Source organism: Paracoccus zeaxanthinifaciens ATCC 21588 (genome assembly GCF_000420145.1).
GTDB classification, from domain to species: Bacteria; Pseudomonadota; Alphaproteobacteria; order Rhodobacterales; family Rhodobacteraceae; genus Paracoccus; species Paracoccus zeaxanthinifaciens.
This window is the reverse complement of sequence record NZ_ATUJ01000014.1, coordinates 49817-75971: the sequence shown is the minus strand read 5'-3', so window position 1 is coordinate 75971 and position 26155 is coordinate 49817. Positions and strand designations below refer to the sequence as shown.

General features: G+C 69.1%; 21 protein-coding genes. 13 read left to right on the top strand and 8 right to left on the bottom strand.

Annotated features, from left to right (window positions below):
- The 5 genes from tsaE to trxA all read left to right on the top strand — a co-directional run bounded on the left by tsaE (position 1) and on the right by trxA (position 8742).
- Entirely contained in the window at positions 1 to 1389 is a 1389-nt protein-coding gene (gene tsaE / locus F804_RS0112625; RefSeq protein ID WP_022708108.1) for a tRNA (adenosine(37)-N6)-threonylcarbamoyltransferase complex ATPase subunit type 1 TsaE, read from the top strand.
- Complete coding sequence (locus F804_RS0112620; RefSeq protein WP_022708107.1) at positions 1389 to 2048, top strand: nucleotidyltransferase family protein; 660 nt, start codon at positions 1389 to 1391, stop codon at positions 2046 to 2048. The genes tsaE and F804_RS0112620 overlap by 1 nt, the downstream gene beginning before the upstream one ends.
- Positions 2041 to 4989, top strand: a complete 2949-nt coding sequence (gene addB, locus F804_RS0112615; protein ID WP_022708106.1) for a double-strand break repair protein AddB — start codon at positions 2041 to 2043, stop codon at positions 4987 to 4989. Before F804_RS0112620 ends, addB begins: the two co-directional genes overlap by 8 nt.
- Positions 4982 to 8341, top strand: a complete 3360-nt coding sequence (gene addA / locus F804_RS0112610; RefSeq protein WP_084686631.1) for a double-strand break repair helicase AddA — start codon at positions 4982 to 4984, stop codon at positions 8339 to 8341. The genes addB and addA overlap by 8 nt, the downstream gene beginning before the upstream one ends.
- Before the next feature lie 80 nt (positions 8342 to 8421).
- Positions 8422 to 8742 (top strand): thioredoxin, encoded by a 321-nt coding sequence (gene trxA / locus F804_RS0112605; RefSeq protein WP_022708104.1) that lies wholly within the window; start codon positions 8422 to 8424, stop codon positions 8740 to 8742.
- Positions 8743 to 8776: 34 nt separating this feature from the next.
- On the opposite strand, the gene F804_RS0112600 is transcribed toward trxA, so the two are convergent.
- A complete protein-coding gene (locus F804_RS0112600) occupies positions 8777 to 9679 on the bottom strand; it encodes a hypothetical protein (protein WP_022708103.1) in 903 nt (300 codons plus the stop codon).
- A gap of 96 nt (positions 9680 to 9775) precedes the next feature.
- Here F804_RS0112600 and hslV point away from each other — a divergent pair, with 96 nt between their 5' ends.
- From hslV to F804_RS17225, 3 genes are all read left to right on the top strand, one after another.
- Complete coding sequence (gene hslV / locus F804_RS0112595; protein ID WP_022708102.1) at positions 9776 to 10330, top strand: ATP-dependent protease subunit HslV; 555 nt, start codon at positions 9776 to 9778, stop codon at positions 10328 to 10330.
- A 20-nt stretch (positions 10331 to 10350) separates the two neighbouring features.
- On the top strand, positions 10351 to 11658 hold the full coding sequence (hslU, locus tag F804_RS0112590) for an ATP-dependent protease ATPase subunit HslU (RefSeq protein WP_022708101.1): 1308 nt from the start codon (positions 10351 to 10353) through the stop codon (positions 11656 to 11658).
- A gap of 72 nt (positions 11659 to 11730) precedes the next feature.
- Positions 11731 to 11907 (top strand): PLDc N-terminal domain-containing protein, encoded by a 177-nt coding sequence (locus F804_RS17225; protein WP_022708100.1) that lies wholly within the window; start codon positions 11731 to 11733, stop codon positions 11905 to 11907.
- Between the two features lie 11 nt (positions 11908 to 11918).
- Here F804_RS17225 and F804_RS0112580 read toward each other — a convergent pair whose 3' ends face one another.
- Together F804_RS0112580 and F804_RS0112575 are read right to left on the bottom strand one after the other, a co-directional pair.
- Positions 11919 to 12506 (bottom strand): Smr/MutS family protein, encoded by a 588-nt coding sequence (locus tag F804_RS0112580; RefSeq protein ID WP_022708099.1) that lies wholly within the window; start codon positions 12504 to 12506, stop codon positions 11919 to 11921.
- The gene (locus tag F804_RS0112575; RefSeq protein ID WP_022708098.1) at positions 12506 to 13168 is read right to left on the bottom strand and encodes a Tim44/TimA family putative adaptor protein; all 663 of its coding nucleotides are present in this window, start codon (positions 13166 to 13168) and stop codon (positions 12506 to 12508) included. Before F804_RS0112575 ends, F804_RS0112580 begins: the two co-directional genes overlap by 1 nt.
- A 105-nt stretch (positions 13169 to 13273) precedes the next feature.
- Between F804_RS0112575 and F804_RS0112570 the strand changes: the two genes are divergently transcribed.
- From F804_RS0112570 to F804_RS0112560, 3 genes are read left to right on the top strand one after another with little or no spacing between them, the layout of a single operon-like run.
- Positions 13274 to 13819 (top strand): FxsA family protein, encoded by a 546-nt coding sequence (locus tag F804_RS0112570; protein ID WP_022708097.1) that lies wholly within the window; start codon positions 13274 to 13276, stop codon positions 13817 to 13819.
- A gap of 59 nt (positions 13820 to 13878) precedes the next feature.
- Complete coding sequence (gene secB / locus F804_RS0112565) at positions 13879 to 14397, top strand: protein-export chaperone SecB (RefSeq protein WP_022708096.1); 519 nt, start codon at positions 13879 to 13881, stop codon at positions 14395 to 14397.
- A 3-nt stretch (positions 14398 to 14400) separates the two neighbouring features.
- A complete protein-coding gene (locus tag F804_RS0112560) occupies positions 14401 to 15012 on the top strand; it encodes an HD domain-containing protein (RefSeq protein ID WP_022708095.1) in 612 nt (203 codons plus the stop codon).
- A 30-nt stretch (positions 15013 to 15042) separates the two neighbouring features.
- On the opposite strand, the gene F804_RS0112555 is transcribed toward F804_RS0112560, so the two are convergent.
- From F804_RS0112555 to F804_RS0112545, 3 genes are all read right to left on the bottom strand, one after another.
- Positions 15043 to 15321, bottom strand: a complete 279-nt coding sequence (locus tag F804_RS0112555) for an H-NS histone family protein (protein ID WP_342662170.1) — start codon at positions 15319 to 15321, stop codon at positions 15043 to 15045.
- A gap of 131 nt (positions 15322 to 15452) precedes the next feature.
- On the bottom strand, positions 15453 to 16004 hold the full coding sequence (locus tag F804_RS0112550) for an ActR/PrrA/RegA family redox response regulator transcription factor (RefSeq protein WP_022708093.1): 552 nt from the start codon (positions 16002 to 16004) through the stop codon (positions 15453 to 15455).
- Positions 16005 to 16080: 76 nt separating this feature from the next.
- Entirely contained in the window at positions 16081 to 16689 is a 609-nt protein-coding gene (locus tag F804_RS0112545; protein WP_156845245.1) for an SCO family protein, read from the bottom strand.
- A gap of 111 nt (positions 16690 to 16800) precedes the next feature.
- Between F804_RS0112545 and F804_RS16475 the strand changes: the two genes are divergently transcribed.
- Both F804_RS16475 and F804_RS16470 read left to right on the top strand, forming a co-directional pair.
- Positions 16801 to 18120, top strand: a complete 1320-nt coding sequence (locus F804_RS16475; protein ID WP_051142379.1) for an ActS/PrrB/RegB family redox-sensitive histidine kinase — start codon at positions 16801 to 16803, stop codon at positions 18118 to 18120.
- A 65-nt stretch (positions 18121 to 18185) separates the two neighbouring features.
- Positions 18186 to 19763, top strand: coding sequence for a PAS domain-containing protein (locus F804_RS16470; RefSeq protein ID WP_022708090.1), 1578 nt, complete (start codon positions 18186 to 18188; stop codon positions 19761 to 19763).
- A 9-nt stretch (positions 19764 to 19772) separates the two neighbouring features.
- Here the strand turns inward: F804_RS16470 and F804_RS0112530 are convergent, their stop codons facing one another.
- Both F804_RS0112530 and F804_RS0112525 read right to left on the bottom strand, forming a co-directional pair.
- Complete coding sequence (locus F804_RS0112530; RefSeq protein WP_022708089.1) at positions 19773 to 24248, bottom strand: translocation/assembly module TamB domain-containing protein; 4476 nt, start codon at positions 24246 to 24248, stop codon at positions 19773 to 19775.
- A complete protein-coding gene (locus tag F804_RS0112525; RefSeq protein WP_022708088.1) occupies positions 24248 to 26104 on the bottom strand; it encodes an autotransporter assembly complex protein TamA in 1857 nt (618 codons plus the stop codon). Before F804_RS0112525 ends, F804_RS0112530 begins: the two co-directional genes overlap by 1 nt.
- Between the last annotated feature and the right edge of the window lie 51 nt (positions 26105 to 26155).

Here is a 26155-nt window from a genome sequence, read left to right as displayed (position 1 = left end):
ATGTCGGTTCGGCTGATCGCGGACGAGGGTCTGACCGCGGGACTGGCCCGCATGATGGCCGCAGGGCTGGTCCCGGGCGACACCGTGCTGCTGGACGGTCCGGTCGGCGCGGGCAAGACGCATTTCGCCCGCGCCCTCATCCGCGCGCGTCAGGGCGACCTGGCCGAGGACGTGCCCAGCCCCACCTTCACGCTGGTCCAGACCTATGACGACTCGATGGGGACCGAGATCTGGCACGCCGACCTCTATCGGCTGACCGACCCGTCCGAGCTGGACGAGCTGGGCCTGGACGAGGCCATGTCGGACGCGATCTGCCTGATCGAATGGCCCGACCGGCTGGAGGCCCTGCCGGATGGCGCGATGACCATCGCCATCGGCCCCGCCCCCGATCCCGACCTGCGCGTGATCGACCTCGCCTTCGCGGGCGCAGACCGCATCGCGCAGCGCGCGGCCTTCGTCGCGCAGGCGGGCTGGTCGGATGCGCGGGTCGCGGTCCTTGCGGGCGATGCGTCCGCGCGCAGCTTCTTCCGGCTGCGGCGGGGCGACGAAAGCGCGGTCCTGATGGACGACGCAGCGGGCGACATCGCGCCCTTCCTGCGGATGACGGACTGGCTGCGCGAGCGCGGCCTTGGGGCGCCCGCCATCATCGCGCATGATCCCGACCTGCGCCTGATGCTGGTCGAGGATCTGGGCGACGACCTGGTGGCCCGCGTCCTTGCGGATCAGCCGGACCTGGACGCGGTGATCCACGACCGCATCACCGACCTGCTGGTACAGATCCAGTCGCATGTGCCCCCGTTATTCGTCGACCCGCTGGACGGCACCGCCATGGCCGATCTGACGGCGCTGTTCGTCGAATGTTATCCCGGCGCGGATGCCGCGCCCGACCTGCCCGCGATCGTCGCGCGGCTGCATGACGACCTGGCCGGCGGTCCGCCCGTCCTGTCCCTGCGCGATTTCCACGCCGAGAACCTGATCTGGCGCGGTCCGGCACCCCTCGGGCTGATCGACTACCAGGACGCGGTGGCCGCGCATCCGGCCTATGACCTCGTCTCCGCGCTGCAGGATGCACGTCGCGACGTGGCCCCGGAAACCGAGGCCCGACAGATCGACCGCTTCCTTGCTGCCACGGGGCATGATCCCGATGCCTTCCGCGCGGCCTATGCGCTGATCGGCGCCCAGCGCGCGCTGCGCATCCTGGGCGTCTTCTGCCGCCTTGCGCTGCGCGACGGCAAGACGCGGTACCTGGACTTCATGCCCCGCGTCTGGGCGAACCTGCAGCGCGACCTGGACCACCCCGCGCTGGCGGACCTTGCCCGCGTCCTGCAGCCCGTCGCCGCCCCCACCCCCGACTTCGTCGAAAGGATCCGCGCCCGATGCCAGCCCTGATGATCTTCGCCGCGGGCTTCGGCACGCGGATGCGGCCCCTGACCGACGACCGCCCCAAGCCCTTGGTCCAGGTCGGCGGGCGCACCCTGCTGGACCGCGCGCTGGAGATCGGCATCCAGGCGGGCGCCGCCCCCGTGGTCGTGAACACGCATTACCTTGGGGCGCAGGTCGCCGATCACCTGGCGGGCCGCGACGTGGCCATCAGCCCCGAACCCGACCTGATCCTCGATACCGGGGGCGGGCTGCGCCGCGCGCTGCCGATGCTGGGCGCGGGGCCGGTCATGACGCTGAACCCCGACGTGGTCTGGTCGGGGCCGAACGTGCTGTCGGCGCTGCAGGCGGCATGGGACGGCGACCGCATGGACGCGCTGCTGGCGCTGGTGCCCGTCGCGCGGGCCACGGCACGCAAGGGGGCGGGTGATTTCGCCATGGATCAGGCCGGGCGCATCACGCGGCAGGGCGATCACGTCTATGCCGGGGCGCAGATCATCCGCACCGAGGCGCTGCACGACATCCGCGACCAGGTCTTCTCGTTGAACCTGCTGTGGGACCGCATGATCGCGGGTGGCCGCGCCTTCGGGATGGTCCATCCCGGCGGCTGGTGCGACGTGGGCTATCCCGAAGCCATCCCCATGGCCGAGGCGCTGCTGGATGCGTGAACCGTTCCGCGGGCTCTATTCCCTGCCACCGGGCGTCGATTTCGCGACCGAGTTCGTGCGCGGCCTGCGCGACCGCATGGCCGGTTTCCCGCCCGAGGAAATGGCCCGCGTCACCGTCTATGCCAACGCGTCGTCCACCCTCGGGGCGCTGCGCCGGGCCTTCGACGCGACAGGCCCCGCGATCCTGCCGCGCCTGCGCTCGGTGACATCGCTGGAACCGGGCCCCGCGCTGATGCCCGATCCGCCGCAGGCCCCGCTGGCACGCAAGCTGCAGCTGGCACGGCTGATCTCTCAGCTGCTGAAGCTGCAGCCGGACCTGGGGGCCGCGCATTCGATCCCCGTCCTTGCGCAATCGCTGGCCGACCTGATGACGGAAATGCAGACCGAGGGGCTGGACCTTCAGGCCCTGCTGGACATCGACACGGGCGATCACGCCCGCCATTGGCAGAACGCGCTGCAATTCATCCGCATCGCCGCCGATTTCCACCTTGCGACCCCATGGGCCGACGCCGCGGGGCGACAGCGTGCCGCCGCAATCGCCGCCTGCGAGGATTGCGCCGAGGGTCGCAACCTGCCCGACGGGCCGGTGATCGTCGCAGGCTCGACCGGGTCGCATGGCGCGACGCGGATGTTCATGGAGGCCGTGGCCCGCCTGCCGGGCGGCGCGGTCGTCCTGCCGGGCTTCGACGATCACCAGCCCGATCAGGTCTGGGACGGCCTGGGCGATGCCTCCGACGATCACCCGCAATCGCGCTTCGCCCCCCTCATGCGCCGGGTGGGGCGTCCGCGCCCCTGGACCGACACGCCCCCGCCATCGGCGGATCGCAACCGCCTCGTCTCGCTTGCGTTGCGCCCCGCGCCCGTGACGGATCAGTGGATCGCCGAGGGTCCGTCCCTGCCCGACCTGATCGCCCCCACCGAGGCCCTGACCCTGATCGAGGCCGACCAGCCCGGCCAGGAGGCCGAGGCCGTTGCCCTGGTCATGCGCGACGCCGCCGAACACGGGCGCGACATCACGCTGATCTCGGCGGATTCGGGGCTGATCCGGCGTGTCTCGGCGGCGCTGGACCGCTGGCACATCCGGCCCGACGACAGTTCGGGCCAGCCGCTGTCGCTGACCCCGCCGGGCCTGTTCCTGCGCCAGATCGCCCAGCTCTCGGGCGAGGCGCTGACCATCGACCGCCTGCTGATCCTGCTGAAGCACCCTCTGACCGCGACCGGATCGACGACGATCGGGCGCAACGACATGCTGCGCCTGACGCGCGACCTGGAACTGCACCTGCGCCGGAACGGCCCCGCATTCCCCGATGCGGCAACCCTGCAGGACTGGGGCGACCGGGGCGATGCGCTGCGCAAGACCTGGGCCGGATGGCTGGCCGCGATGCTGGACCGCATGGCGCCCCTTGCCCGCGACCGCGCGCCGCGCCCCCTGCCAGACCGGCTGGCCGATCTGGTGGACCTGGCCGAGGCGCTGGCCGCCGGTCCCTCGGGCGATCCGGCAGCCTCGCGGCTGTGGCAGGACAAGGCCGGGCGCTGCACGCTGGACGTGATGCGCCACCTGCGCGAACACGCCCCCCACGGCCCCGATTTCGGCCCCGCCGACCTGTCGGCGCTGCTGGCCACCGAATTGCAGCGCAGCGCGGTCCGGGAAGACGTCGCAAGCTTCCACCTGCTGCGCATCCGCGGCACCCGCGAGGCGCGGCTCTATGGTCACGGCACGGTCATCCTGTCGGGCCTGAACGAGGGTGGCTGGCCGCAATCGCTGTCGCCCGATCCCTGGCTGTCACGGCAGATGCGCATGGCGGCGGGCCTGCCCGTCCCCGAACGCCAGATCGGCCTTGCGGCGCACGACTTCCAGCAGGCCATCGGCGCGGATCGCGTGTTCCTGACCCGCGCGCGCCGCGATGCCGAGGCCGAGACCATCCCCAGTCGCTGGCTGAACCGCCTCGTGAACCTGATGGGTGGCCTGCCCGACCGCAACGGCCCGCAGGCGCTGGAGGCGATGCGGGCGCGGGGCGCGGAATGGCTGGCCATGGCGCAGGCGATCCAACGGCCCGTGGCGCAGGTGCCGGGGGCGCTGCGCCCCTCGCCCGTCCCGCCCGCGCCGGCCTTCGCGGAACTGCCGGTCACCGACATCTCTCATTTGATCCGCGACCCTTACGCGGTCTATGCCAAGCGCGTGCTGGGCCTGCGCCCGCTGCCGCCGCTGCGGCCCGAACCCGATGCCGCCCTGCGCGGCCAGGCGCTGCATTCCATCGTCGAACATCTGCTGAAGACGAAGCCCCGGCCCGACACCCCGCCCGAGGTGCTGAAGGCGACCTTCCTGCGCGTCGCGGGCGAGGTTCTGGAACAGGAGGTCCCCTGGCCCGTTGCCCGCGCCTTCTGGAAGGCCCGCATCCACGGCATCGCGGACCGCATCGTCGCGGACGAACTGGACCGCCTGTCGCAGGGCGAACCCGTCGTGATCGAGAATCGCGGCCGCGTGGACGTCGCGGGACTGGGCATGGTGCTGACGGCCAAGCCCGACCGGATCGACCTGCTGCAGGACGGGCGGGCGATGATCTACGACTACAAGTCCGGATCGCCGCCGACCGACAAGCAGATCGAACATTTCGACAAGCAGCTGATGCTCGAGGCCGCGATGGCGCGGCGCGGCGGCTTCGACGTCCTTGGACCGGTGGACGTGGCGGGCATCGCCTATATCCAGCTGGGCGGCGAAGGGGCGACCGCCGCCCGCACCCACGATGCGGAAATCGAGGGCCGGAACTGGGACGGATTCGTCGAACTCGTCACGACCTATCTGACGGGGAATGCGGGCTTTACCGCGATGCGCGCGCCGCAATCGGTCAGCTATGCGGGCGATTACGATCACCTGGCGCGGTATGGCGAATGGTCGCTGACCGATGCCGCGACCCCGCGAAAGGTGGGCGATCATGGATGAGGCCACCCGCAACCAGATCGGCGCGGCCGATCCCCTGCGCACCACCTGGCTGACCGCCAATGCGGGATCGGGCAAGACCCGCGTGCTGACCGACCGCGTGGCACGGCTGCTGCTGGGCGGGACCGCGCCGGAACGCATCCTGTGCCTGACCTATACCAAGGCCGCCGCGACCGAGATGCAGAACCGCCTGCTGGCCCGCCTTGGCCGTTGGGCCATGCTGCCCGAGGACGAGCTGCGCGAGGAACTGGCATCCCTGGGCGAGGATCGCGCCCCCGACCTGCCCGAGGCACGGCGCCTGTTCGCCCGCGCGATCGAGGCACCGGGCGGGCTGAAGGTGCAGACGATCCACAGCTTCTGCGCGGCGCTGCTGCGGCGCTTCCCGCTGGAGGCCGGCGTGCCGATGGGCTTTGCCGAACTGGACGACCGCAGCGCCCGCGCCATGCGCGCCGAGATCCTCGAGGACATGGCCGAGACCGGCCACCCCGCCATCGACGACCTGACCGCGCTGGTGGGCGGTGACGGGCTGGACGGGTTCCTCGGTTCGTTCTCCGAGGCCGATTTCGCGACGCCCCCCGATGCGGACGCGATCCGCGCCGCGATGGGCGTGCCGCCGGGCATGACGCAGGACGCGCTGCTGGCGCAGGTCTTCGACGGCAACCAGGGCGATCTGTTCGACGCGATCCTGCCGGTCATGGCCAAGGGCGGGGCGACCGATGCGAAGATCGCGCAGAAGCTGGGCAGCGGCAACTGGCGCGATCCGGGCCAGCCGGAACTGGCCCTGCTGGTCGATCAGTTCCTGACCGGCGCCAAGACCAAGGAGCCCTTCACCGCCAAGATCGGCAAGCTGCCCACCAAGGGCCTGCGCGAAGGCCCCTGCGCGCCCTTCATGGACGATCTGGACGACCTGATGCTGCGGGTGCAGGAGGCCCGGCTGCCCGCGCTTGGCCTTGCACAGGCGGAACGCACGCTGCGCCTGCACCGCTTCGGCCACGAGTTCACGCAGCGCATGGCGCAGGCCAAGGCCGCGAATGGCTGGCTGGATTTCGACGACCTGATCCGCCGCACGGCGCAGCTGCTGGGCGAATCCAGCATGGCGCAATGGGTGCTGTGGCGCCTGGACGGCGGCATCGACCACATCCTGGTCGACGAGGCGCAGGACACCAGCCCCGAGCAGTGGCGCGTGATCCGCCGCCTGACCGACGAATTCACCAGCGGCGACGGCGCGCATGACCGGCCCCGCACGCTGTTCGTGGTAGGCGATCCCAAGCAGTCGATCTATTCCTTCCAGGGCGCCGACATCGCCGTCTTCGAGGACATGCGCGACCGCTTCGGCCAGGATTTCGCCGCCGTCCAGCAGCCCATGCAGACGCGCGGGCTGGCGCACAGCTTCCGATCCTCGCCCGCGATCCTGACGCTGGTCGATGCGGTCTTCCAGGGCGAGGCCGCGCAGGGCCTTGGCGATCCGCCGCGCCACGTGGCCTTCCGCAGCGCCATGCCGGGGCGCGTGGACATCTGGCCCGCCCTGCCCAAGCCCGACAAGCCCGAGCCCGCGGACTGGACCAGCCCCGTCGATGCCCCTGCCGAAAACGACGCGGATGTCGAACTGGGCCGCCTGATCGCCGGACAGATCGCGGAAATGCTTGGCCAGCCCATCCTGGACGGCAAGACGGGCCGCCCCCGCGCCATCCATGCGGGCGACATCCAGATCCTGGTCCAGCGGCGCGGATCGCTGTTCGAGGCGCTGATCGGCGCGCTGAAATCGGCGGGCCTGCCCGTCGCGGGCGCGGACCGCCTGCGCCTTGCGGCCGAGCTGGCCGTGCGCGACATCACCGCCACCCTGTCGGTCCTTGCGACCCCCGAGGACGACCTGAGCCTTGCCGCCGCCCTCAGATCCCCGCTGTTCGGCCTGTCCGAGGACGACCTCTATCGCCTGTCGTCGGGCCGCAAGCGGGGCGAATTCCTGTGGGCGCGGCTGCGCAATTCGGATCACCGCGCGGTCTGGGACATCTTCGCGGACATGGCCGATCACGCCGACTATCTCCGTCCGCACGACCTGATCTCGCGGCTGCTGACGCGGCATGGCGGGCGGCAGGCGCTGCTGGCCAGGCTGGGCGCCGAGGCCGAGGACGGCATCGACGAGCTGATGTCCCAGGCTCTGGCCTACGAACAGGTCGAGACGCCGTCGCTGACGGGCTTCCTCGTGTGGTTGCAGGGCGACGATGTCGAGGTGAAGCGCCAGCTGCCCGGCGGCTCGGGCGGGCTGATCCGGGTGATGACGGTGCACGGGTCCAAGGGCCTCGAAAGCCCCATCGTGATCCTGCCCGAAACGCAGAAGCGCCGCCCCTCGAACATGCAGAAGACGGTGCGCATGGGCGACATGCCCGCATGGCGCGGGGCCGCCGCCGATCGCTGCGATGCCGTGGCCGATGCCGTGGCCGAATGGGAACGCCGCCAAGAGGAAGAACGCCGCCGCCTGCTGTACGTGGCGATCACCCGGGCCGAAAGCTGGCTGATCGTGGCCGCCGCGGGCGACACGGGCGAAGGCCTGGAAAGCTGGCACTCGATGATCGCCGAAGGCGCAGGCGACGCCGACCTGCCCCGCGCGCCCATCCAGATCGAGGGGCTGGGCACGGGCCTGCGCCTGTCCTTCGGCGACTGGCCGGACGGCACGGTCGATCCGCCCGCGCCACCCCTGCCCCCGCGCGCGGCACCCGACTGGGCCATGCGCCTGCCGCCCCAGCCGTCCGAATACCGCGCCCCCGTCGCGGCGACGGCCCTGGGCGGCGCCAAGGCCCTGGCCGCGCCAAGCGATGGCGACCGCGACGCCGCGATGCTGCGCGGCACGCGCCTGCATCTGCTGCTGGAACACCTGCCCCATCACCCCGCGCCCGGCTGGCCCGACATCGCCCGCGCCATCCTGTCCGGGGCCGAGGGCGGCCTGCCCGACCCCGAGGATCTGGACGACCTGCTGAACGAGGCGCAGATCCTGATCACCGCGCCCGACCTGGCGCAGGTCATGGATCCCGGCCAGGAAGCGAATGTCCTGTCCGAGGTGGCCCTGACCGCCCCCCTGCCCGGCATCGGCACGCTGAACGGCGTGATCGACCGGCTGATCGTCACCGCGGACCGCGTCCTGGCCGTCGACTACAAGACCAACACCGAGGTTCCGGCCAACCCCGAGGCCGTCCCCCTGGGCATCCTGCGGCAGATGGCGGCCTATCGCGCGGCGCTGTGCGGGATCTGGACCGACAGGCCGGTCGAGGTCGCGGTCCTGTGGACCACGTCGCGCAGCGTGATGACCCTGCCGGATGCGCTGCTGGACAGCGTCATGCGCGACTTGTCCGGGTCTTGACCCGTGGGGGTGCGGCACATAGCTCTTGTGCGACAAGACCGCCGGTACCCGCCGGTCATTTCCGAGAAAAGGAGCTGAGCATGGCTACCGTGCATGTGAACGATGCCGAATTCGACGCCGAAGTGCGCCAGTCCGCGACCCCCGTCGTGGTCGATTTCTGGGCCGAATGGTGCGGCCCCTGCAAGCAGATCGGCCCCGCCCTGGAAGAGCTGTCGGACGAATATGCCGGCAAGGTCAAGGTCGTGAAGGTCAATGTCGACGAGAACCCCGAACAGGCGGCCCAGCTGGGCGTGCGCGGCATCCCCGCCCTGTTCATGTTCAAGGACGGCGAGGTCGTGTCGAACCGCATGGGCGCGGCTCCCAAGGCCGCGCTGAAGGGCTGGATCGACGAGTCGATCTGATCCGCACGTCCCGTGCCCCGAAGGGCGGCCGGCCTTACACGGGCCAGCCGCCCTTTTTCATGGCCTGGATCAGCCGCTCGTCGGCATCGGGGGCCATCATGTCCAGGCTGTTGCGCCGCAGGAACCAGTCGAGGAACTTCTGTACGGGCGCCTGGTGATCCGGGGCCATCGCGATGGCCCGATCCGCCCCGAGATGCGCCGCGTTCAGCGTGACGTGGTGGAAATCCGACTGCGCGAACAGCACCACCGGCTTGCCCAGGATCAGCCCGTCGAACCCGACCGAGCTGTTCTGCGTCACCACGAAGGCGCAGTCGCGCAGCAGTGCCGCCGTGTCGCCGCCGACGGTCAGGTTCGGAAACTCGTCCTGCAGCCGTTCCAGCGCCTGTTGGTCGCGGTCGTCGTAGATTTCCTTGGGATGCAGCGTCGCGATGCAGGGGCGGCCCGTCATGGCGGCATGCCGGATCATGCCGACCGGGCTGGCCGACTGGAAGCTGCGCCGCTTGCGCAGGTGCCCCTGCAGCGGGATCAGGATGTGATCGCCGCGCTGCGGTTCGGGCCCCGGCAGCACGCGTTCGCGCAGCCGCGCGGCGAAATTCGCGGCGGGACCGTCGCCGATGCGGTCGGGATCGAACTCTGCCCGCGCGATGGGCCAGCGCCAGCGTTCGGCCTGCCTCTCCAGCCGCCAATAGGGATAGTGATAGGCCAGCCGGAAGGTCAGCGCGCGGTCATGGGTCGGGCGCTCCATGTTGAACAGCGCAAAACCCGGACGGGCAGGGGCAAGGGCCCGCGGACCGTCGCCGGAATGGCCGATCCGCACGGTCCAGCCGCGTTCCTGCAGCAGGCCCGTCATCCGGTTCAGGAATCCCAGCCGACCCGCCTTCGCCATCTGCAGAACCGGGGGATGAAGGTAGACGTTCAGCAGCAGATCTTCGCCCATGACGGCAGGCTAGGGTGCCCGCCCCCTGTTTTCAACGGGTTGCAGAAGGGGCAGGGCGCCCATATCTGCTTGGCCGACTGAAGGAAGGAGCGTCCCATGGCAGAGGACAAGTTTCCCGGCTGGCACGGCACCACGATTCTGGCGGTGCGCCGGAACGGCAAGGTGGTCGTCGCAGGCGACGGGCAGGTCAGCGTCGGACCGACGGTGATGAAGGGCAGCGCCCGCAAGGTGCGGCGCCTGTCGCCGGGCGGCCGCGACGTGGTCGTGGGCTTCGCGGGATCGACCGCCGACGCCTTCACCCTGCTGGAACGGCTGGAGAAGAAGCTGGAGGCCGCGCCCGGCCAGCTGCAGCGCGCCTGCGTGGAACTGGCCAAGGACTGGCGCACGGACAAGTACCTGCGCAATCTCGAGGCCATGCTGATCGTCACCGACGGCACAGACCTGCTGGTCGTGACCGGCGCGGGCGACGTGCTGGAACCGGAATTCGACGTCGCGGCCATCGGCTCGGGCGGGAATTTCGCGCTGGCCGCCGCGCGCGGGCTGCTGGAAAGCGACCTGGATGCCGAAGAGGTAGCCCGCAAGGCCATGCAGATCGCGGCAGACATCTGCGTCTATACCAACGGTCGCCTGACCGTCGAGGTTCTGGGCTGAGACCCGAGGAGACAAGCGAAATGACCGACCTGACCCCAAGCCAGATCGTGTCCGAACTGGACCGCTTCATCATCGGCCAGAAGGACGCGAAGCGCGCCGTCGCCGTCGCCCTGCGCAACCGCTGGCGCCGCAAGCGCCTTGGCGACGACCTGCGCGACGAGGTGTATCCCAAGAACATCCTGATGATCGGCCCGACCGGCGTCGGCAAGACCGAGATCAGCCGCCGACTGGCCAAGCTGGCCAACGCGCCCTTCGTCAAGGTCGAGGCCACGAAGTTCACCGAGGTCGGCTATGTCGGGCGCGATGTCGAACAGATCATCCGCGACCTGATGGACGCCGCGATGAACGACACCCGCGAACGCATGCGCGAAGAGGTGAAGGCCCGCGCGCATGGCGCCGCCGAGGATCGCGTGATCGAGGCCCTGGCCGGCACCGACGCGCGCGAGGGCACGCGCCAGATGTTCCGCGACAAGCTGAAGCGCGGCGAACTGGACGACACCGTGATCGAGCTGGAGGTGGCCGACAACTCGAACCCGCTTGGCGGGATGGAGATGCCGGGCCAGCCCGGGCAGCCCATGGGCGGCATGATGGACCTGTCGGGCCTGATGAAGGCCTTCGGCGGTCGCCGCGTGCGCCGCAAGGTCACCGTCGCCGAAAGCTACGAGCTGCTGATCGCCGAAGAGGCCGACAAGCTGCTGGACGACGAGACGATCAAGGCCGCGGCGCTGGATGCGGTGCAGGAGAACGGCATCGTCTTCATCGACGAGATCGACAAGGTCTGCGCGCGCAGCGATGCCCGCGGCGGCGATGTCAGCCGCGAGGGCGTGCAGCGCGACCTGCTGCCGCTGATCGAGGGCACGACCGTCAGCACGAAATACGGCGCGGTGCGGACGGATCACATCCTGTTCATCGCCTCGGGGGCGTTCCACGTCGCCAAGCCGTCGGACCTGCTGCCCGAACTGCAGGGCCGCCTGCCCATCCGCGTCGAACTGCGCGCCCTGTCCGAGGACGATTTCGTCCGCATCCTGACCGAGACCGACAACGCCCTGACGCGCCAGTATACCGCGCTGATGCAGACCGAGGGCGTGACGGTGTCCTTCGCCCCCGACGGCATCGCGGCGCTGGCCCGCATCGCCGCCGAGGTGAACGCCTCGGTCGAGAATATCGGCGCGCGCAGGCTCTATACCGTGATCGAGCGCGTCTTCGAGGAGCTGTCCTTCAACGCGCCCGACCGCCAGGGCGAGACGATCGAGGTGGATGCCGCCTTCGTCGAGACCCATATCGGCGACCTGTCGCGCTCGACCGACCTGTCGCGCTACGTGCTGTAAGGCGCAAGGGAACCCCGGCCGCCCAGCCGGGGTTCGCCCCTTGTCGAAACGCTTCGAACAAGGGGACAGGATATGGGTTGGCTTTTCAGCATCGTCATCTTCGCGCTGGACGTCTGGGCGATCGCCTCGGTGATCAACACGAACGAATCCAACAAGACCAAGATCATCTGGATCCTGCTGATCGCGATCCTGCCGGTCATCGGCCTGATCATCTGGTATTTCGCCGGACCCAAGGCGAAATATTCCTGATCGGCTTCGGATCAGCGTCTCAGATAGACGTAATACGCGCCTTCGCCGCCATGCCTGAAATGCGCGGCGCTGACCTGCTGCACCACCAGCCCCAGGGGCGCGGTGTGCAGCCAGTGCGGCACCTGGTGGCGCAGCGCGCCGGGGCGCGTGGGCAGGGGGCCGTGATCGCCACGGCCCTTGCCCGTGATCACCAGGACCAGCCGCAGCCCCCCCGCATGACATGACAGGATGAACTGTATCAGTTCGGGATGCGCGGCAGCCAGCGTCATGCCGTGCAGGTCCAGACGGGCCTCGGGCTTCAGCTTGCCCTGCGTCATCTTGCGATGCGTCTTGGCATCCATGCGCAGACCCGACTGCGCCAGCCGTTCGGCGGGCGAGGGGCTGCGCTGAACGACCGGCTTGGCGGGCAACGCGGATTGTCCGACGCGAAAGGCGGGCAGGGGCTTGGCGGGAACGGGACGCGACGATGCCGCCTCGACCGGATCGGCGTCGGGCGGCAGAGGGGTGTTCCGGCGCGGATGCATGGGCTGCGCGCTTTCGGCCACGCGCGACCACAGCTCGCGATCCTCGTCGGACAGAAGCTTGCGGCGACGGCGCATCAGCCCGTCGCGACAAGCTGCCAGTTCGGATCGTCGGTGCCCATGGCCCGCGCGAAGGTCCAGGTGTCCTTCTGCTTGCGCGACGCCTTGGGATCGCCCTCGACCACGTTGCCGTCGGCGTCGCGAGTGGCGACGATCAGTTCCGCCAGGAAGCGGACCGAGACCTCGGCCTCGCCTGTGGTGCGGTCGAACTCGGCCCCGGCAAGCGTGGTCTCGCGCGTGCCCAGATACTGCGCCTCGACGGTCTGGCCCGCGGCCTCGCGCTGGTCGATGACGGACTGGAAGGCCTCGGCCACGGGGGCGGCCAGGAAGGGGCGCACCTCGGAGATGTCGCCGCGTTCGAAGGCCATCAGGATCATCTCGTAGGCCTGGCGCGCGCCGCCCAGGAACTCGCCCACGGCGAAATCGGGCTCGGCCTGCTTCATCTGCGCCAGCGCGGTGGCGGCGGGGCTGCCGGCATCGACATGGTCCAGGATGTCGTGATCCTGTTCCTGGGCGCTGCCCTCGATCACCTCGAAACGGGCGGGTCCGCTGTCGGGGGCAGGGTTCTCGACCTTGGGGGGTTCGAACCCGTCGCGCGTTCCCAGCACGTTTTTCAGGCGAAGCATCACGAAGATCGCGATCCCTGCAAGGACAAGCAGCTGGAGAATCGGGTTGGACATCGTGCACCCTCTGGTCGGTGTCATTGGTCTTTGGACGTTCAGCCATTATGTAAGCATGGCCCCGGTGCAAGTCCAGTTGCCGCGCCGGATCAAGAAGGAGTGCACATGAAGCTGTTCTGGCTTTTCCTGCTGGTCCCGATCATCGAGATCGGTCTTTTCATCCAGGTCGGCGGCCTGATCGGGCTGTGGCCCACGCTGGCCATCGTGGTCCTGACCGCCATCGTCGGCACCGCGCTGATGCGCAGCCAGGGCGCGCAGGCATGGCTGGAAATCCAGCGCAGTTTCGGGGAAATGCGCGATCCGACGCGGCCCCTGGCGCATGGCGTGATGATCCTAGTCGCGGGCATGCTGCTGCTGACGCCGGGTTTCTTCACCGACACGATCGGCATGCTGCTGCTGGTTCCGGGCATCCGCGAGGGGCTGATGCGCCAGCTTGCGTCCCGCGTGAAGGTCAGCAGTTTCCAGATGCATTCCGCGACGATGGGCCGCAACCCGAACGCCCCCTATCGCGCGGGCGATGACGAAGGCGTGATCGACGGCGACTATACCGTCGCGCCCGACGACCCGCGCGCACCGGTGGACCTGCCGCCGGAACTGGATGACGACAGCGGCGGACGCGGTCCGGGCCGGTCCGGCTGGACGCGGCATTGAGGCAGGGCGGGGCTGCTGCTACTAATCACCGCGAAACAAGGAAAACCCGAGGGACGAGAATGGCCGAAGAAGACACCCAAGCGAACGGCGCAGCCGCTCAGCCGCAGATGCGCATGAACATCCTGGCGCAGTATATCCGCGACCTGTCCTTCGAGAACGGCGTCGCGCAGAAGGGCGCGCCGCAGGGCGAACTGGCCCCCGAGGTCTCGGTCCAGGTCAGCATGGACGCCCGCAAGCGCGGCTTCGAGAACCAGTACGAGGTGATCACCAAGTTCCGCGTGACCTCGAAGAACAAGGGCGACGGCACGACGCTGTTCATCGCCGAGCTGGACTATGCAGGCGTCTTCAACATCGAGGGCGTGCCGCAGGAACAGCTGCATCCCTTCCTGATGATCGAATGCCCGCGCCTGCTGTTCCCCTATGTGCGCCGCATCATCTCGGACCTGGTGCGCGACGGCGGCTTCCCGCCCTTCAACATGGACCCGGTCGATTTCGTGGCGCTGTACCGCCAGGAACTGGCCCGTCGCGCCCAGCAGGGCCAGGCGGAACAGGCGCCCGCGGACCAGAAGCTGTCCTGATCCATGGCGGCACGCCCCGCCCGCGCCTGGCAGCGGATGCTGTCCGGGCGCAGGCTCGACCTGCTGGACCCCACCCCCGTCGATATCGAGATCGAGGACATCGCCCACGGGCTTGCCTTCGTCGCGCGGTGGAACGGGCAGACGCAGGGCGACTGGCCCTATTCCGTGGCCGAGCATTCGCTGCTGGTCGAGGAGATCTTCGCGCGGATGTATCCCGAATGCGATCCGCGCTGGCGGCTGGGGGCGCTGCTGCATGACGCGCCGGAATATGTCATCGGCGACATGATCTCGCCGGTGAAGGCCGCGTTGGGGCCGGATTACAGGCTGATGGACCAGCGCTTGACGGCGGTGATCCACCAGCGCTTCGGCCTGCCCGCGCAACTGCCAACCACGATCAAGAAGCGCATCAAGGATGCCGATCGCGTCTCGGCCCGGCTGGAGGCCGTGTCGATCGCGGGCTTTTCGGAAACCGAGGCGCGGCGCCTGTTCCCCATCCCCGAGGCCCATCGCCTGCCGGGGCTGGAGATCGCGCTGCGACCGCCCGCCCAGACGCGGCAGGCCTATCTTGCGCGCTTCGCGCAGCTGATCGACCTGATCGACGCCGCGCGCAAATGAGAAGGGGCCGCATCGCGCGGCCCCCTTTCCTTATCCGATCAGCAGGTCTTCCAGCTGCTTCCCGTTGTCGAGGTTCTCGACCACCCAACGGGGTTTGCGGCCACGGCCCGTCCAGGTCATGGTCGGATCCTGCGGATTTGCATATTTCGGCGGCACGGTGCCCGCGCGCTTGGGCTTGCCGGTGGTCAGGTCCGACAGGTTGAAGCCGTATTCGCGGGCCGCTTCCTCGACCGCCACCAGCGCCTCGCGGCGGCGGCGTTCCTCGTAGGAATTGATCGCCCGGTCCAGCTTCGAGCGCAGATCACGCATGTCCTTCAGCGACATTTTTTCCAGATCGATGGTCATTTCATCTGCTTTTATTACTTGGATTGATAACCCGAATATAAACAAATTTATTATGCCATCAAGCGATCAATTGTATTCCCTTGGTAACCAAAAGGTTATCTTGGCCCCCTCTTGGCAAGAATACGCTGAAGCGTGCGGCGATGCATGTGAAGACGGCGCGCCGTTTCGGAAACGTTTCGGTCGCATTGTTCATATACGCGCTGAATATGTTCCCATTTGACGCGATCGGCGGACATGGGGTTCTCGGGCGGGGGCGGCAGCAATTCGCCACTGGACAAAAGCGCGGCCGTCACGTCATTCGCATCCGCCGGTTTCGCCAGGTAATCCGTCGCGCCCATTTTCACGGCAGCGACGGCGGTGGCGATGGCCCCGTATCCGGTCAGGACGATGATCCGGGCGTCCTGACGGCGCTCGCGCAGCGCCTCGACCACGTCCAGGCCGTTGCCGTCCTCCAGCCGCAGGTCGATGACGGCATAGGCGGGCGCGCGCGTCTCGATGCCCTTCAGCGCGCCCGCGACCGTGGGCGAGGTTTCCACCTGGAAACCCCGTTTCTCCATCGCGCGAGCCAACCGGTTCAGGAATATCTCGTCGTCATCGACAAGCAGCAATGACGGGTCCGCGCCTATTTGAATATTCATATCGGTCATCGGATATTCTCTCCCGGTTGTTTTTCTTGATCTGGCGATTGCACGTTTCGGATGCAAACCGCTGCGACGAAATGCCTTATCCGGCGTTCAGGAAACACCCGACGGTCTCGACCAGTTTCTCGGGCGAGGCGTCGCGCGGGAAATAATCCACCGTGCCCGCTTCGGGCAGCACCAGGTAGGTGTTGGTCATGTGATCGACCAGGTAATACTGGTCGTCCTCTTCGTCATGCGCCTTGTAGTAGTTGCGCCAGCCCTTGTTCACGGCCGCGATTTCCTCGTCGCTGCCGGTCAGGCCGACCATCTGGCCGGGGAACAGGCTGGTGAAATCGGCCAGCACCTCGGGGGTGTCGCGCCGGGGATCGACGGTGACGAAGACGTTCTGCACATCGACGCCGGCCTCGTTCAACTGGGCCACGGCCTCGGCGTTGCGGGCGGTGTCCAGCGGGCAGACATCCGGGCAGAAGGTATACCCGAAGTAAAGCAGGCTGGGCTTGTCGAACACCTGGTCCTGCGTGACGCGCTGCCCTTCGGTATCGGTCAGCGTGAACTCGGTGCCGAAGCTTTCCATCCCGCCCGCGACATTGCCGCTGCGGCATTGCGCGTAATCCGTCCCGTCATCGCGGGCCGCAAGATAGGCGCCCCCCGCAACCAGCAGCAGCCCCGAGGCCACAGCGGCCGCCAGCATAATCCTGCGATCGGCCATCGTGGCCCCCTTTTGTCGCGTGTCATTCGGGCGCATTGATCGCAAAGGGGGGCTTGGGTATCAAGGCGCCCTATGTCGCAGCCGGGGATGGCGATGGAATTCCAAGACCAGTCTGGCCTTCCGGTCGACCCGACCGAGACCCACAAGGCCGAGCCCATCCGCATCCGCACGCTGGTCCTGCTGCGCTGGTTCGCCATCGGCGGCCAGATGGCGGCGATCGTCGTGGCATGGATCATGGGCATCGGCTTCATCAAGGCGCCGGTGCTGTTCCTCGTGGCCTGTTCGGTGACGATGAACGTCTGGCTGTTCCTGCACCCGCCCAAGCGCACCTCGCCGGGGCGGGCGGTCAGCCAGCTCAGCTTCGACCTGGTGCAGATCTCGACGCTGATGGCGCTGACGGGCGGGATGGCCAACCCCTTCGCGCTGCTGGTGCTGGCGCCCGTGACCATCGCCGCGGCCTCGCTCAGCGCGCGGCAGGTGATCGCGCTTGGCCTTGCGACGGTGGCGCTGATCTCGGTCGCGGCGATCTTCGCGCATCCGCTGACCGCGCCCGACGGGCAGATCCTGCGGATGGAGCCGATCCTGGCGCTTGGCCACTGGGTCGCGCTGGTGATCGGGGTGGTCTTCTTCGCGGGCTATGCCCACCGCGTCACCGGAGAGCTGTCGGACACGTCGAACGCGCTGTTCGCCACGCAGATGGCCCTGTCGCGCGAACAGCGGCTGCAGCATCTGGGCGGCGTCGTGGCCGCGGCCGCCCACGAGATGGGCACCCCCCTTGCGACCATCAAGCTGATCGCGGGCGAGCTGGCCGACGAGCTGGCCGACCGCCCCGAGCTTAAGGCCGATGCCATCGCGCTTCGCGACAGCGCCGACCGCTGCGCCGCGATCCTGCGCAGCATGGGCCGCGCGGGCAAGGACGACCTGCACATGCGCGCAGCCCCGCTTGGCGCCGTCCTCGAGGATGCCGCAGGCCCCCATGCCGATCGCGGCCCCCTGGTCGAGATCAACGCGACCGGCCCCGTCATCCACCGCGACCCCGCCATCATCCACGCCCTGCGCAACCTGATCCAGAACGCGGTCGATTTCGCGGAAACCCGCGTCGTCATCGACGGCTATGCCACGGGCAGCACGCTTGGGGTGACGATCCGCGACGACGGGCCGGGCTTTCCGCCGCAGCTTCTGTCGCGGATCGGCGACCCCTATCTCAGCCGCCGCTCCGAGGCGCAGCGCGGCAATTACGAGGGGATGGGCCTGGGGCTGTTCATCGCCAAGACGCTGCTGGAACGCAGCGGCGCGCGGCTCAGCTTCGCGAATGGCGGGCCGGGGGCGATCGTCACCGTGCGCTGGCCCCTGGACCGCATCCGCAGCGAGGATCGTGCCGCCCTTGCCCATAATCCGCAGATCGAGACATAGCGCCTTAACCAGTTGTTAAGCTAAACCCGTCTAAGCCTGTCGGGGCGGTCAATGGGGATGTCGACATGTTTGCGGACGGCGCGATGGTCTTGGGTGCTGCGGTGCTCTGCGGTTCTGCCTCGGTTGTGCTGGGGGTGCTGGGCGTCCGGCTGATCGACCGCCGCATCTCGGGCGGGGGCAGGGCGGGCATGTCGGCCAGCCTCGATGCGCCGATCCAGCCGATGGTCTTCCTGTTCCGCGACGGCACGCTGGTCGATGCGACCGCCCCCGCGCGCGCGCTTCTGGACCGGATCGGGCCGCCAGACGACGACTGGGGCCGCCTGATGCGCTGGATCGGCCCGCGCATCCCCGTGGCCCGCGAACAGATGCAGCAGCTTGCGCGGCTGGGCCGGTTGGACCTGCGCGGCGGCGAGGGGCAGGGCGCCGCGACCCTTCGCCTTCTGGCCGAGGATATGGGCGAGGGCGTCGCCCGCATCACCCTGTGCGATCCGCAGGCCGAACATGCGGGCATCGTGGTGGACAGCATGTCGCTGCAGGCGATGGAGGAGGAGCTGGGCCTGCTGCGCACCGCGCTGGACCAGACCCCCATGCTGATCTGGCGCCAGGATGCGCAGGACAGGATCACCTGGGCCAATGCCGCCTATCTGCGCCGCGCCGAGAACCGCCATCACGGCGCGCTTGGCTGGCCGCTGCCGCGCCTGCTGGAATCGCCGCGCCCCGTGCCGGGGGCGGGCACCGCCACGCGCCGCGCCGCGCTCGAGGAACACGGGCAGGTGTCCTGGTACGATGTCCACAGCCACCGCACCGGCGATCAGACCATGATGTTCGCGCTGCCCGCCGATGCCGCGGTGCGCGCCGAACGCAGCATGCGCGATTTCCTGCAGACGCTGACCAAGACCTTCGCCGACCTTCCCATCGGCCTTGCGATCTTCGATCAGCGCCGGAACCTGCAACTGTTCAACCCCGCGCTGATCGACCTGACGCGGCTGCCCGCGGGCTTCCTGACCGCGCGCCCGACGCTGTTCGATTTCCTCGACCAGCTGCGCGAATTGCGGATGGTGCCCGAGCCCAAGGATTATCGCAGCTGGCGCCAGCACATGGCCAACCTGGAAAGCGCCGCGGCCACCGGCCACCATGTCGAGACGTGGTCCCTGCCAAGCGGCCAGACCTATCGCGTGACGGGCAGGCCCCATCCCGACGGCGCCGTCGCCTTCCTGTTCGAGAACATCACCAAGGAGATGACGCTGACCCGCAAGTTCCGCGCCGATCTGCTGCTGGGCACCACCGTTCTGGACGGGCTCGAGGATGCGCTGCTGGTCTTCGACAGCCACGGCCAGATCATCCTGCACAACGAGGCCTATCGCGCCATCTGGGGCGAGGGCGAGGAGACGCTGTGCGCGACCATATCGGCGTGGGAGGCCCGCATCGGCGCCGGACCCGCGCTTGCGGCCCTGCGCGATGCCCTGGGACGGGCGTTCGAGGACCGCCCCCTCAGCGGGGCGATGGCGGGACCGGGCGACCGGCTGCTCGGCTGGACGCTGACCCCGTTGTCGGGCGACCGCGCGATGCTGCGTTTCCGCGCGGTGGCGGGCCAGCCCGTCCCGGGCCGGGCCGAACTGTTCGAGGCCGTGGGCGATTACTGAGGCGCGGCCTCAGTAATCCCTCTCGAAGAAAACGCCCACGCTGCTGGTCCCGTCGCTGCCGACCGAACCGCGCGCGCGCAGCGAATTGGTCAGGTCCAGGTTCAGGTTGATCGTGCTGGTCCCGTCCGCATCCACCGCGACATCGGTATAGACGTTCTCGGAGATGTAGCGTCCGGCGCGGACCTGCACGTTCCCGTCGTCATCCGTCGTCAGGTCCAGATCGTCCAGCCCCGCGCTTTCACGCAGGTTGCCGATGATCCCGTCGCCCCCGCGCCCGGCCAGCACCGCGATGGCATTGGCCAGCTGGGCCGCCTGAAGCGGGCTGATATTGTCCAGTCCGCGCCCGAACAGCAGCTGCGACAGCACCTCTTCCTGCGGCAGCTCGGGCGAGGATTCGAACGTGATCTCGGGATCGCGCACCTCACCGTCGATGATGATGCGGGTGGTGATCCCGTCGCGATCCGTCTCGGCCACGAGGCGGATCACGGGGATCAGGCTGCCCTGCAGCTCGACCAGGCCCTCGGTCAGGTCGAACCGGTTGCCCAGCAGATCGACCCGGCCCCGGATCAGTTCAAGGTTCCCGATCGGCACCACGTTGCGCGAGGTGCCCTGGATGCGGAAGCCGCCGCCCATCTCGGCATCGACGCCCCGACCGCGCACGAAGACCTGGTTCTGCGCGTTGATGACCAGGTCCAGGCGCGGCGGATTGGCGGGCGGCGTCGCAGGCGGACCGCCAAGACCGGCCTCGGATGCGGCACGGCTGGGATACCCCTCGAGGCCGGCGCGCGCACGGGTGGCCCGGACCGGCGGCCGCTGGCTGCCCACATGGTTGATGTCGGGAATGGCCGTCGCCCCGCCCAGCCCCGTCGAGGGGATGCGGAACTCGGTCTGCAGCAGGTCGATCTGCCCCGAGACCAGCGGCCCGGCGGCAAGATTGCCCGCGATCGTGATGTCGCCATCCACCAGCGTCTCGTAGAGGTTCGGATCGCGCAGCTTCACCTGCCGCAGCCCGATGCCCAGATCCAGCGTGTTGCGCGTGATGTCGAAGGGCCCGCTCATGCGCATCTGGCCGCCGGCGGCCACGTCCACAAGCCCGTCGATATCGACGATGCCGCCCCGGAAGCCCATGGTGAAGTCCATGTTCTGCAGCCGAAGCCCCAGCCCCGGATCGACCATCTGGCCATCCGACAGGCGGATCTGGCCGCCAAGCGATTGCAGCGCGGGCGGCCCGTCGATGCGCAGCGCGATGTCCAGCGGCCCCGCGAAGTTCCGCGTGCGCATGACCATGTTGGCCAGCGTCGCGCTGGAGCGGCCGTCGATGCCGATATCCAGGTCCGAGCCGTCCTTGGCTGCGGTCCCGGTGATGGCCAGCCGCGTGTCGCCGGGTGCCGTCGCGTCCAGGTCCAGCGCATAGGTCGCGCCCTGTTCGCGCACCACGCCGTCCAGCGTCACCGGCCCCGCGAAGTTCGGAACCAGCAGCTCCAGGTTCGCCAGCCGCCCGTCCAGGTCGATCCCCGCAGCGGGCGATCCGCTGGCGACCAGACTGACCTGCGGATTGCGCAGGTCCAGCCGCTGGACGGTCACGCCGCCTGCACCCTGCGATGCCGCAAGGTCGAAGCTCGTCTGGCCCGCCAGCACGGCATCGGCCTTTTCCTGGCCGATGCGCAGCCCGTCGGCGGTGCCGTTCGCGGTGATGCTGCGACCATCGGCGGTCTCGGTCAGGCCCAGCTGCGCATTGACCGACCCGCCGAAGCCGCCGCCCAGGAATCGCAGGTCGCTGGCGCGCAGATCCGCGGTGACATCGGTTTCGCCGCCGCCCACGCGGCCGTCCGCCTCGACCTGAAGCCGCGGGTTTTCCACCTGCGCGGTCTCGATGCTGAAGACGCCGTCCTGTTCGGTCCCGGCGACGCGCAGGCGGGTCTCGCCCGCCAGCGCGCCATCGACCTGCGCCTGCCCGAAGGACAGGTCGCGGCCCGTGCCGTCCACGCTCAGCCTGCGGATGCCGTCACCGGCCTCGGCAAAGGTGCCGCTGGCGGTGACGCTGCCCTGCCAGCCCTGGCCAAACGGCGCAAGCGAGGCGATCTCGACATCGCCGCCCAGATCGGTGACGCCCTGGCCCAGCACGCCCGACACGACCGCGCGCAGCTGGTCGTTGGTGACCCGCCCGTCCGAGATGGTCAGCACGCCGTCCTTCTCGGTCGCCTCGACCAGCAGGCGCGTCGTGCCCGTCAGCGCATCCGGCCCGGTCCCGAGCGACAGGTCCTGCCCCGTGCCCGTCAGGCGGATGCTGCGGGTGCCGTCAGCCTCGGACAGGGTGGCATTCGCGTCCAGCCCGCCCGACCAGCCGTCCTGAAGGCGGCCCAGATCGGTCAGCGACAGGTCCATTTCCGCGTCCAGATCGCCGGGCGCGAAGCTGCCCTGCGCATCCGCCGCGAATTGCGGGTTCGACACCTGGAAGCCCTGCAGGACATAGCTGTCGTCGGATTGGACCGCCTCGGCGGTCAGGTCGGTGCGACCCGCCATCAGCTTGTCCAGCATCTCGATGCCGACGCGCAGATCGACGGCCTGCCCGTCCAGCAACAGCTTGCGCGCGTCGTTGGGGCCGGTCATGCGGGCGGTCACGTCCAGCGAACCGCCCATCGTCTCGTCCGCCTGCGCCAGCGAGGGGGCCTCGATCCGGGCGGTCACGTCGCTGGCATCGGAACTGATCGTCCCCGAGGCATCCGCCGTCAGGCCCTGCGCGCGGATCGCCAGCGCGTCCAGCGTGGTGCCGGTCTCGTCGCGGCGGGCATCCAGGTCGATGGTCGAACGCCCCCGCAGCAGCCCGTCCAGCTGCGGCTGGTCCAGCGTGATGTCGTCGCCCGCAATGCTGGCCTGGATGTCGAAACCGTCGGTCAGCAGGGTGTAATACCCGCGCAGGCTGGCATCGGCAGCCCCGCTCATGGGGCGTCCCGCCAGCGTCGAGATGCGGGCCAGGTCGCCATAGCGTGCCGTCGCGTCGGCGGTCAGGGTGATGCCGCTGTCCAGCCCCGCGACCAGGAAATCGCCGTCCAGCCCGAAATCGGCGCCTTCAAGCGTCACGTCGCGGATATCCAGCGCATTCCCGGGGGCAAAGTCGAAATCGGCGCGGCCGGTGATGGCGGTGCCGATGGCCTCGGTCAGGCCGGGATCGACGAAGCCCATGTCCTCGGCGGCGAATTCCAGCGCGCCGGTCACGTCGGTCAGGGCGCCGCCATCCAGTAGCACCTCGCCCGCGCCGTTCAGGTTCAGGTCGCCCATGCGGACCGAGCCCGTGTCCAGCTGGCCGATATTGCCGGACAGCGTCCAGCCCTCGCCCTGCGCGGCATCGTAATCCAGGAGCAGCCGGCCCGATTCCACGGTCGCGTTCTCGCCCGCCATGGGCAGGGCCACGGGCAGTTCGGCCGCGCCGGCATCCTTGCCGAGGGTGACGGTCAGCAGCGCGCGTTCCGGCGCGGACTGGTCGTTCGTCGCAAGCTGGCCTTCGACGTGCAGCGCGCTGGTGCGCAGGTCCAGTTCCGGGATCGACAGGCGGCCCGTATCGGCCCGGAAACCCTGCGCGACCAGCTGCGTGTCCCGCCCGAAGAAGGCGCGGTCGTCGGGCGGCAGCAGCGCCGCGATGTCGCCGCCGATCCACATGTCGAAGCCGGTGCCCGTGGCGCCAGTGTCATCGGTCGTGCCGGCGGCGCTGACGCGACCGGTGATGCGGGGCTGGCCATCGCTGGACAGGCGGATGTCGGCGGCGAAATCGCTCAGCGCGCCTTCGCCGCTGATCTGCGCGGCAAGGGCAGGGCGGTCGTGGATGCCCACGAGGTTCGCCAGGATCCCGTCCTCGGCCTCGTCCAGGCCCAGGTTCAGGCGCAGCACCTCGGTCTCGTTCGAGTATCCCGCATCCAGCACGAACTGGCCGCGCGGGCCGTCCAGGCGGTCGATGGTCAGGTCGGCATCGCCCTCGCCCCCGGCAAGGCCCAGATTGCCCGCCACCTTCAACGAGGCCGCGACCCCCATCACCGGCTCGCCCAGGCGGACGCGATCGGCGCGGATCTCCTCGATGTTCAGCGAGACGGGCAGCTCGGGCAGGGCGAAGGGCGTGGCCTCGGCCTGCACCTCGTCCTTCTCGCCGCCGGGCAGGCGGGGCAGGTCGATCTCGGATGCCGACAGCTCGGCGATCTCGACGCGGCGGCGCAGCAGGGCCGAGCGGTTCCACTGGATCGCGCCGTCCTTCAGCGTCAGCCAGGCGCCGTCCTCGTCGGCGATGCGGATCTCGTCGAAGGTCGCGCGCGAGGACAGCGCGCCCTCGAAGCCGATGATGGTGATCTGCCGACCCTCGCCCGACAGGTTCTTTTCCAGAAGCCGCGTCAGGAAGCCCTTGTCGTCGGATTCCGATGCCGCGATCTCGGCGATGTCCTGCGCCAGCACGGCCAGCGGCAGCATGGTGACGGCGGTGATGATGAGGAACCTGCGCATCAGAATGCCTGCCCCAGCCCGAGATAGAGTTGAACGCCATTGGCGGTATCGCCGCTGACCGGTCCCGCCACGTCGAAGCGCAGCGGCCCGACCGGCGTGTCGTAGCGCACGCCGACCCCGGCACCGACATGTTCGCCCGACGCGCCGTCGAAGGCCCCCTCGGACCAGACGCGCCCGTAATCGGCAAAGGCCACCAGCCCGATCTTCTCGCGGACCTGGAAGCGGAACTCGGCGGTGGCGGTCGCGGTGGACATGCCGCCGGTCTTGATCGCGCCGTCGCTGCCCTCGATCACCTCGACGCCCAGGGATTCGTAGGGATGCCCGCGCACGGTGCCCCCCCCGCCCGAGAAGAACAGGTAGTTGCGCGGCGTGTTCTCGATCTTGGCCCCCAGGATCGAGCCGAGGCGCGCGCGACCCGCCAGCGTGAAGCGGTCGTCGCCGAAGCTGTAATAGGCCCGCCCCTCGCCCAGGGCGCGCAGGCCGCTGTCGGTATCCTCGAACCCGTAGAAGGGCGTGGCGTCGCCCTGCAGCCAGAAGCCGTTCTTGGCGTTGTTCTGGTCGTCGCGCTTGTCCCAGGTGACGCCGGCGGGCAGGGCCAGCACCTTGAAGTCGCGTTCCAGGTCGTCGTCATAGGCGCGCGAGAACTGGTATTGCAGCGCGATGTCGGCGGTCAGCTCGTCGCTGAAGATGTGGTTGAACCCGAAGCCGAGCGTCGCGACATCCTCGTCGTAATCTTCTTCGCGGATCTGGTCGGCCTCGAACTCGATGAAGCCGGTCGTGTCGGGCGTCAGCGTGGCGGGACGGTCGATGCGGATGCTGTAGCTGTCGTCGCGGCCGCTGCTGTCGGACCCGATATCCTTCACCTCGGCGTCGATGCGCAGGCGCTCTCCTCCGCCGAACAGGTTGCGATGCATCCAGTAGCCCGAGACGAGGATGCCGTCGGTGTTCGACACCTCGAAGCCCGCGCCCAGGCGGCGGGTCTTCTGTTCGATCACGGTCAGGTCCACATCCATGCTGTCATCGGCATTCAGCGCCTCGGATTCCTCCAGCGTGATGGCCGAGAAGACCCCCGAGCGGCGCAGGCGCTTGCGGACGTCGGACAGCTCCTCGGGGTCGAAGCGCTCTCCCTCGGGGAAGCCCGCGATCTTGCGCAGGCGGCGTTCGGACAGGCGGCGGTTGCCGCTGACGTTCAGGCGACCGAAGGACACGACGGGGCCGGGGTCCAGCCCGATCCGGGTATCGACCTGACGCGCGTCGTGATTGGCGGTGATGGACTGGGACGCGACATCGGCCTTGGCATGGCCGTAATTGCGCCAGCCCTCGACCCCGGCCAGTGCGGCGCGGCGCATGACGCCGGTGCCCGCGGTCTCGCCCACGGCGAATTCGGGCGGGATCTCGGATTCGGGGGCGACGGGGGCAAGGTCGGCGCGGGCGAAGGTGAATTCCGGGCCGGGGGTCACGACCACATGGGCGCGGCTGACGGCATCGGGCGCGTCCAGCAGGGCGACCTCGGCGGCCTCCTGCCCGTCCAGCGTGATGCTGACCTCGGCGTCGTAGAAGCCGTTGTCATAGAGCACGCCCAGGATGCGCGCGTAATCGCCCCGCGCCGCCGCCAGCACGTCCTGGCCGGTGGTGCGATCCTCGGACAGGGCGCCCGCGATCAGCGAGGTCTGCCGGATGCGCGTGGCCAGCGTGTCGTTGCCGCCCTCGACCGTGATGTCCAGATCGACCGGCCCCTCGGTCGGGTCGTCCCGCGAGAACAATCCCGAAAACGGTGAGGAGGACTGCGCCCAAGCGATCCCCCCGCCCGAAATGGCCGTGGTGGCGACCAGCATCGCCGTCACATATGCGCGCATCGAACCTGCCCCTGCTCGTATTCTGGCTTGCGCCGATCAAACCAGCTTGGG

Bases quoted from the DNA above. Each gene is read 5' to 3' on its own strand.
- F804_RS0112530 (WP_022708089.1), bottom strand. From the start codon at position 24,248: ATGCGCAGGTTCCTCATCATCACCGCCGTCACCATGCTGCCGCTGGCC.
- addA (WP_084686631.1), top strand. From the start codon at position 4,982: ATGGATGAGGCCACCCGCAACCAGATCGGCGCGGCCGATCCCCTGCGC.
- F804_RS17225 (WP_022708100.1), top strand. From the start codon at position 11,731: ATGGGTTGGCTTTTCAGCATCGTCATCTTCGCGCTGGACGTCTGGGCG.
- F804_RS0112550 (WP_022708093.1), bottom strand. From the start codon at position 16,004: ATGACCGATATGAATATTCAAATAGGCGCGGACCCGTCATTGCTGCTT.
- F804_RS16470 (WP_022708090.1), top strand. From the start codon at position 18,186: ATGTTTGCGGACGGCGCGATGGTCTTGGGTGCTGCGGTGCTCTGCGGT.
- F804_RS0112545 (WP_156845245.1), bottom strand. From the start codon at position 16,689: ATGCTGGCGGCCGCTGTGGCCTCGGGGCTGCTGCTGGTTGCGGGGGGC.
- F804_RS0112525 (WP_022708088.1), bottom strand. From the start codon at position 26,104: ATGCGCGCATATGTGACGGCGATGCTGGTCGCCACCACGGCCATTTCG.
- hslV (WP_022708102.1), top strand. From the start codon at position 9,776: ATGGCAGAGGACAAGTTTCCCGGCTGGCACGGCACCACGATTCTGGCG.
- F804_RS0112575 (WP_022708098.1), bottom strand. From the start codon at position 13,168: ATGTCCAACCCGATTCTCCAGCTGCTTGTCCTTGCAGGGATCGCGATC.
- hslU (WP_022708101.1), top strand. From the start codon at position 10,351: ATGACCGACCTGACCCCAAGCCAGATCGTGTCCGAACTGGACCGCTTC.
- F804_RS0112560 (WP_022708095.1), top strand. From the start codon at position 14,401: ATGGCGGCACGCCCCGCCCGCGCCTGGCAGCGGATGCTGTCCGGGCGC.
- secB (WP_022708096.1), top strand. From the start codon at position 13,879: ATGGCCGAAGAAGACACCCAAGCGAACGGCGCAGCCGCTCAGCCGCAG.
- addB (WP_022708106.1), top strand. From the start codon at position 2,041: ATGCGTGAACCGTTCCGCGGGCTCTATTCCCTGCCACCGGGCGTCGAT.
- F804_RS0112555 (WP_342662170.1), bottom strand. From the start codon at position 15,321: ATGCGTGATCTGCGCTCGAAGCTGGACCGGGCGATCAATTCCTACGAG.
- trxA (WP_022708104.1), top strand. From the start codon at position 8,422: ATGGCTACCGTGCATGTGAACGATGCCGAATTCGACGCCGAAGTGCGC.
- F804_RS0112600 (WP_022708103.1), bottom strand. From the start codon at position 9,679: ATGGGCGAAGATCTGCTGCTGAACGTCTACCTTCATCCCCCGGTTCTG.
- tsaE (WP_022708108.1), top strand. From the start codon at position 1: ATGTCGGTTCGGCTGATCGCGGACGAGGGTCTGACCGCGGGACTGGCC.
- F804_RS0112580 (WP_022708099.1), bottom strand. From the start codon at position 12,506: ATGCGCCGTCGCCGCAAGCTTCTGTCCGACGAGGATCGCGAGCTGTGG.
- F804_RS0112620 (WP_022708107.1), top strand. From the start codon at position 1,389: ATGATCTTCGCCGCGGGCTTCGGCACGCGGATGCGGCCCCTGACCGAC.
- F804_RS0112570 (WP_022708097.1), top strand. From the start codon at position 13,274: ATGAAGCTGTTCTGGCTTTTCCTGCTGGTCCCGATCATCGAGATCGGT.
- F804_RS16475 (WP_051142379.1), top strand. From the start codon at position 16,801: ATGGAATTCCAAGACCAGTCTGGCCTTCCGGTCGACCCGACCGAGACC.